This is a genomic window from Nocardia sp. NPDC024068 (genome assembly GCF_040638875.1).
Taxonomy (GTDB): domain Bacteria; phylum Actinomycetota; class Actinomycetes; order Mycobacteriales; family Mycobacteriaceae; genus Nocardia.
In genome coordinates this window covers 91,633-97,632 of sequence record NZ_JBEZYU010000017.1, presented here as the reverse complement: position 1 = coordinate 97,632, position 6,000 = coordinate 91,633, and the positions used below count along the sequence as shown (strand labels likewise).

Here is a 6,000-nt window from a genome sequence, read left to right as displayed (position 1 = left end):
GTCAGCACTCGAGACTCGTGGCTTCGCCACATGCGCTTCGAGTGCTGACAGGCGACGCGGGCCGAACCCTTTGTGGGCCTCGCTGGACTCGGCACCGGGAAGGTGGGTCGGTTCGCGGAGGTGGCGCATGCGGATCGGTGTTGTGGGGCGGGTGAGGTGCGGGGCCGTTCAGTGGTTGGTTTGGTCTGTGGATTCCACGTCTGCGGGCTGAGGTGGTGATACGGGGCCGGTGCGGGCCCAGGGGGGTCGGCGCGCGCCGGTGGGCCGCTCACCGGGGTGGAGGGCCCTCGTAGTTACCCGGGTCCCCCACCGCTTCGGTAACCCCCTCGAACAGATCCGGCCTGTTCTCCACCAGCCACTGTGAATCCCATTCGCCGCCGTTCTCGGGGGAGGGCTCTCGGGCCTGCCGTTCCGGTCAGTGGGGGGATTTCGACAGTTCGACCTGGCCGCCTCCGAGGGATCCGGGTGGAGGCATGGGTGGCGGGGCCAGGCGTGGGGGTACGGGATTGGGGCGCCAGAAGAGGCGGCCGTGGGTGCTGCGGTCGCGCAGGGCCCACATCCGCCAGGTCAGGACCGGGTGGGAGGACATGGCGTTCACCATCCAGACGAAGAAGCCGCGTTCCTGGGCGGCACGGTCGGCCATCTCATCGAAACCGACGACGCTGTTGAGGTACTTGCCGGCGGCCAGGGTGCCCATCGCGCCGGGAGCGCCCTGGGGCCGGTGGCAGTAGCCGTGGTTGTCGGCGGTGTACTCCTGGGAGCGAATCAGCGAATTGCCGAGGATCGGCAGGAACGGCACCAGGAACATGCCCAGCTGGCGCCAATACGACGTATGACCGGCCGCGATATGTCCCACTTCATGGCCGATGATGAACGCCAGCGCGTCGGGCTCGCGGGCCGCGCCGCTGATCTCGAAGAGATCGCTGTAGACCACCACGTACCGGCGGAAACCGTGCCCGGACGCGAACGCGTTGATCTGACCGTTGCCGAGTACGACGTAGGCGTCGGGGGCGGTCGCCATCCCGAATCGCGCCGCCGCTTCCTGCACCATCCGGTATCCGTCGGGGAATTGCGTCGGTGACATCCGCACCCCGTTGACGCGCTGGGACGAGAAGTTCACACCACGTCCGAACCAGATCAGCAGCGGCGCGGCCACCAGGATCAGCACGTACTGGTTGACCGCTCCGAGGAACAGCAGCAGAAACGCCAGTGTGTAGGCGACCGCGGTGAACAGGACGACCACCACCAGTAACGGGATCTCCCAGCTGTGCCGCGCCGGCATCCCGAACGGTGACAGCCCCCGCGGCTCGTGCGCCGGTGCCGGCGGTAGCGGCGGATAGCCGCCGGTGAAGGGAGCGGCGGTGGCCCGGTCGGTGAGCCACGGGTAGTGCCCGGGCTCCGGCGGATTCGCGGACCAGGCGGGGCCGGGCCCGGATCCGGACGGTTGCTGAGGGTCGTGCGGCTGCATACCACGACTCTAAGCAGTCACCCTGGGACGCCGCCCGCCGTCACGACCTATCCCGTCGCCTGACACAATCGCGGCATGCGCGTATACCTGGGTGCCGATCACGCTGGTTTCGAACTGAAGAACGCCGTCAAGGACCACCTGGAAAAGGCCGGTCACGAGGTCGTCGACTGCGGCGCCCTCGTCTACGACGCGCTCGACGACTACCCCGCCTTCTGCATCGAGGCCGCCCGCCGCACGGTCGCCGACCCGGGCAGCCTCGGGCTGGTGTTCGGCGGCAGCGGCAACGGCGAGCAGATCGCCGCCAACAAGGTGCCGGGCGCGCGGTGCGCGCTGGCCTGGAGCGTCGAAACGGCGCAGTTGGCACGTCAGCACAACAACGCCCAGCTCATCGGGATCGGTGGCCGTATGCATTCGCGGGAAGAGGCGCTCGCGATCGTGGACGCCTTCCTCGCGACCCCGTGGTCGGAGGAGGAGCGCCACCAGCGCCGTATCGATATCCTCGCCGACTACGAGAAGTCCGGCGAGGCGCCGGCGCTGCCCGCGAACTGACCCGGTAGGCGAGAGGCGGTGCCGGAAGGTCATACCCTGCATCGTCTCGCGCGCCGGCACGATCGCCGGCTCGCGGGCGCAGTGGTTCGGGTGTCGAGCCCGCAGGGCAAATTCGCCGACGGTGCGGCCCGGATCGACGGGCGGGTGCTGCGGCGGGCGCAGGCCTGGGGCAAACACCTGGTCCACGAATACGAGGGCGGGATATTCGTGCACGTCCACCTCGGGCTGTACGGCACCTTCACCGAATCCGGGCTGCCCATGCCGGAACCGGTGGGGCAGGTGCGGATGCGGCTGATGGGGCCGGGTCGCGACGGTTCCGGGTTCGGCACCGATCTACGCGGACCGACCGCCTGCGAGGTCCTCACGCCGCCGGAGATCGACGCCCTCGTCGCGCGCCTCGGACCCGATCCGCTGCGCGCCGACGCCGAACCCGGACGGGCGTGGGACCGGATCCGGCGCTCCCGGCGGGGGATCGGTTCACTGCTGATGGATCAGCGCGTGGTCGCCGGGGTGGGCAACGTCTATCGCGCGGAAGTACTGTTCCGGCACGGGATCTCCCCGGCCCGGCCCGGAACCGAACTCACCGCGCAGCAGTGGTCGGCGTTGTGGGACGACCTGGTCGCGCTGATGAAGGTCGGCGTGCGGCGCGGGAAGATGCACGTGGTCCGCCCCGAGCACGACCACGGTGCGCCCTCCTACGCGCCGGATCGGCCACGCACCTATGTGTACCGCCGGGCGGGCGAACCGTGCCGCCGGTGCGCGGCATCGGTGCGGCACAGCGTGCTCGAGGGCCGGAACCTGTTCTGGTGCGCGCAGTGCCAGCCCGACTGACTCCGGGTCAGCCCGCCACCGCGGCATCGACGGCGGTATCGCCGGGATCGGCACCGGCATAGCGGCGTCCGCCGGCGGTTTTCGCCGAATACATCGCGTGGTCGGCGCGACGCAGCAGCTCCGCCAGTTCGCTGCGGTCCTCCGGCGGTGAATAGGTGGTGCCCACACTCGCCGATACCGGCACCGGCCCCGCCGATGACCACACCGAATCGTTGAGGGCGAGAACGATATCGCCGGCCAGTTCGCCGACGTGATTGTCCGCCATCGCCGCGGCCAGTACGAATTCGTCGCCGCCGTACCGGCAGACCACCGCGCCCGGCGGCGCGACCTCGCGTAGCCGTTTCGCGAGTTCGACCAGGACCTCGTCGCCGACCGTATGGCCGTAGTTGTCGTTGATCTGCTTGAACCTGTCCAGGTCCACGACCAGCAGCCCGATCCCCCGATCGGGATGCTCGGCCATCATCCGCACCCGGTTGCGCAGCAGGGTGCGGTTGGCCAGCCCGGTCAACGCGTCGTGGGTGGCCTCGTGCTCCAGCCGCTGCTGAAGCGCCGCGAATTCACGGACCCGCTGGGTGGCCTCGTCGGAGAAGTTCTGCTTCTGCTTGGCCAGCGCGAGTTCCTGCAGGGCCTGGGCGTAACTGTCGATGGCCTGGCTGGCCACCAGCGGCCACTGCGTGGCGACCAGGGATCCGCGCGGTCCCGCCGGAAAACCCAGCAGGGTCCGGGTGACCAGCGCCAGCATCCGTACGTGGTGCAGGGGTTCGGCGCACAGCCGCGCGCCCAGCCGCCGGGCCGCGCGACCCGGGAACGGATCCGAGATGGTGAGATCGAGTAGTTCCTCGAGAATGTCGACGAGAACGGGTTCGATCTCCGCCGCGGTGATCTCCGCGTCGGGCTGCGCACCGGCGGCCAGGGCCCATTCGCGCGCCGTCGAGTGGACCGGTGGCCGGCTGTCAAAGGACATGATGATCACCGACGGCCGACGTGCTCGCGCCGCGGATACAGGCCCGCGGCTCGGGTGCCGGGCCGGGCCGGCTCTGTCGTACTGCTATGCGGGAGGTCCACCTTGTCGGGTGCACGCCACCGCCCCCTTTCCAGAAACCCCGTCCGGCAAGAAGATCGTAGCAAGATGGTGGGTCCCGGCGACTTGCCTTCTATAACAAGTTCTCGGACCCGGAGCAAGAGCAATCTCTGTCGTATCGCTATGAATCCGTCCGCGTTACACCCTGTGTTTCCGGGACGGCCGACGCGGCGGCGGGGCTGATTGGCGAAACGAATGTGCGATTGGGTACAGTCGCTGATGCGCGCGGCGTCGTAGGGTAACCACCGGGGTCGCAGCACGCGGGTGTAGTTCAATGGTAGAACCTCAGCCTTCCAAGCTGATGGTGCGGGTTCGATTCCCGTCACCCGCTCCGAGGACCGGTAACACCACCCCCTCCCCGGGGGGTAGTACGGGGTGTGGCGCAGCTTGGTAGCGCACCCGCTTTGGGAGCGGGTGGTCGCAGGTTCAAATCCTGTCACCCCGACAGTCTTTTGACCCCCTCCCTGTCCTAGTGGTGTGAGCGCGACGGTTGCTTGCCGTTCGGCACGGAGGTTCGCCGGGTGCCGTACGGCGAGCGTGCGGGGTCGGCCTCGGGTAGTCCGGCTGCCTCCACCGCGGGAAGCGCGGGGATCTCGGGTGCGGGAAGTTCCGCGCGCCGGCCGAAGGCCTGGTCGATCAGTTCGGAGGCGGCGCGGGTGACGATCAGGCGGGCGATGGCCAGGTCGGTCTCGATTTTGGTGCGATCCTTGGGATTGCGTTCGGACTGCTCGTAGGCCCGTCCGGCCAGGACGTAGAAGATTTCGGCGGCATAGCGCTCGGCCATCCGGTCGCAGTCGGCGCGCATCCGTTCCACGAGGTGGAAGGTGGCCGCGGTGGGGAGGCCTGCGTCGGTGAGCCGGGTGGCCAGATCGCTGCAGCGGGGATTGGTGACCCGGTAGACGTCGAACGGGTCGTCGCTGGCGGCCAGGGCCTGCTGCACGTATTCCGGGAGCTCGTGGGCGGGCTCCTCAGGTTCCGGTGAGGGTGGGTCGGCCGCGGTGGCGCGTCCAGGGGCGGCGGCGTTGTCGGTGACGCCCAGGACATCCCCGAGGCCGTCGCCGCGGTCCCAGGCGGCGAGGAGTTCCCGGATACCGTTGAGCTTCATACCGCGCCCCAGCAACCGGCTGATGGTCTGCAGCCGGTTGAGGTGGTCCGCGTCGTAGTAGCCGATCCGGCCACGAACCTCGGGCGAGGGCAGCAGCCCACGCTCGTGGTACACGCGGACGCTGCGCACGGTTGTCTCGGCAGCACGCGCCAGCTCGTCGATCGTGAACTCGGATTCGCCAGCCATACCTATAGGAAACCACAAGTGGGCCCGTAGTTAAACGGTCCGTAACTAAACGAACCGCTAATCGGCGGCTTAATGATGTGAAAATAAGATCAACGTCCCGTTACTTAACGGTACGAGACCTTGCTTTCCGGCCCTCTGGTGCCTTACCGTCGTGATACAGCTGACACCAGCTGGTTTCCGGGGACTGTTGAGCAGCCCTGACGTTCCGCCCGATCAACGGGACACGTATCGGTTCCACCGGCGTGCCCTCGGCAGTTCCGGAGACGGTGATGACGACAACACGAGTTCGTACCCTGAACGTGGTTCTACCTAGGACTACGCAAATTTCGCGAGTTTCCTCGCCTCCCGTGCCCGCCGCGGCGAAATCTACGCAGCGGCCGCCGTGCGCGGAGCTGCCGGACAGCTGGGACCTGGATTCCGGCACGCCGGAGGCCTGGCATTCGGCAGTGCGTACTTGCTATGGCTGTCCTCTTTTCGAGCAATGTGCGCGGCTGGCGCAGACTCTCATCGACCGGGGCGACGCACCGCGAGCCATGATCTGGGCGGGCATCGCCTACGACAACTCGGGCAATGTCATCGAGAACCTGGACCGGCACCGCACCGTGCCGATCGACCACAAGCGGCCCATGCGGATCATCCGCAACGGCCCACGCCCGACCCACGGCGCGGCCGTATCGGGTGCGCCCAAACGGCATATCGTGCTGGGCCGGCCGCTACATTCGACGGAAACAGCGGCCGTCTGACTATGCTGCGGGGGCAAAACGCGGATCTAGCTCTGGT

At 68.1% G+C, this 6,000-nt stretch carries 6 protein-coding genes and 2 tRNA genes; 5 read left to right on the top strand and 3 right to left on the bottom strand.

Translation table 11 applies throughout. The features are described from left to right. Positions 1-415: 415 nt before the first annotated feature. Entirely contained in the window at positions 416-1,282 is an 867-nt protein-coding gene (locus AB0F41_RS16390; protein WP_357424479.1) for a M48 family metallopeptidase, read from the bottom strand. Positions 1,283-1,543: 261 nt separating this feature from the next. Between AB0F41_RS16390 and AB0F41_RS16385 the strand changes: the two genes are divergently transcribed. Together AB0F41_RS16385 and AB0F41_RS16380 are read left to right on the top strand one after the other, a co-directional pair. Further along, the gene (locus tag AB0F41_RS16385) at positions 1,544-2,017 is read left to right on the top strand and encodes a ribose-5-phosphate isomerase (protein ID WP_357424473.1); all 474 of its coding nucleotides are present in this window, start codon (positions 1,544-1,546) and stop codon (positions 2,015-2,017) included. An 18-nt stretch (positions 2,018-2,035) separates the two neighbouring features. After that, a complete protein-coding gene (locus AB0F41_RS16380) occupies positions 2,036-2,848 on the top strand; it encodes a DNA-formamidopyrimidine glycosylase family protein (protein ID WP_357424471.1) in 813 nt (270 codons plus the stop codon). Positions 2,849-2,855: 7 nt separating this feature from the next. On the opposite strand, the gene AB0F41_RS16375 is transcribed toward AB0F41_RS16380, so the two are convergent. Further along, positions 2,856-3,812: a diguanylate cyclase gene (locus tag AB0F41_RS16375; protein WP_357424469.1), complete on the bottom strand. Its 957-nt coding sequence runs from the start codon at positions 3,810-3,812 to the stop codon at positions 2,856-2,858. Between the two features lie 377 nt (positions 3,813-4,189). Here AB0F41_RS16375 and AB0F41_RS16370 point away from each other — a divergent pair. Further along, positions 4,190-4,260: transfer RNA gene (locus AB0F41_RS16370), tRNA-Gly, on the top strand. 40 nt (positions 4,261-4,300) lie between these two features. Beyond that, positions 4,301-4,374, top strand: a tRNA-Pro gene (locus tag AB0F41_RS16365). Between the two features lie 24 nt (positions 4,375-4,398). Here AB0F41_RS16365 and AB0F41_RS16360 read toward each other — a convergent pair. Continuing rightward, complete coding sequence (locus tag AB0F41_RS16360; protein ID WP_357424467.1) at positions 4,399-5,220, bottom strand: MerR family transcriptional regulator; 822 nt, start codon at positions 5,218-5,220, stop codon at positions 4,399-4,401. Between the two features lie 446 nt (positions 5,221-5,666). Here AB0F41_RS16360 and AB0F41_RS16355 point away from each other — a divergent pair, with 446 nt between their 5' ends. After that, entirely contained in the window at positions 5,667-5,963 is a 297-nt protein-coding gene (locus AB0F41_RS16355) for a hypothetical protein (RefSeq protein ID WP_357424465.1), read from the top strand. Positions 5,964-6,000 lie beyond the last annotated feature (37 nt).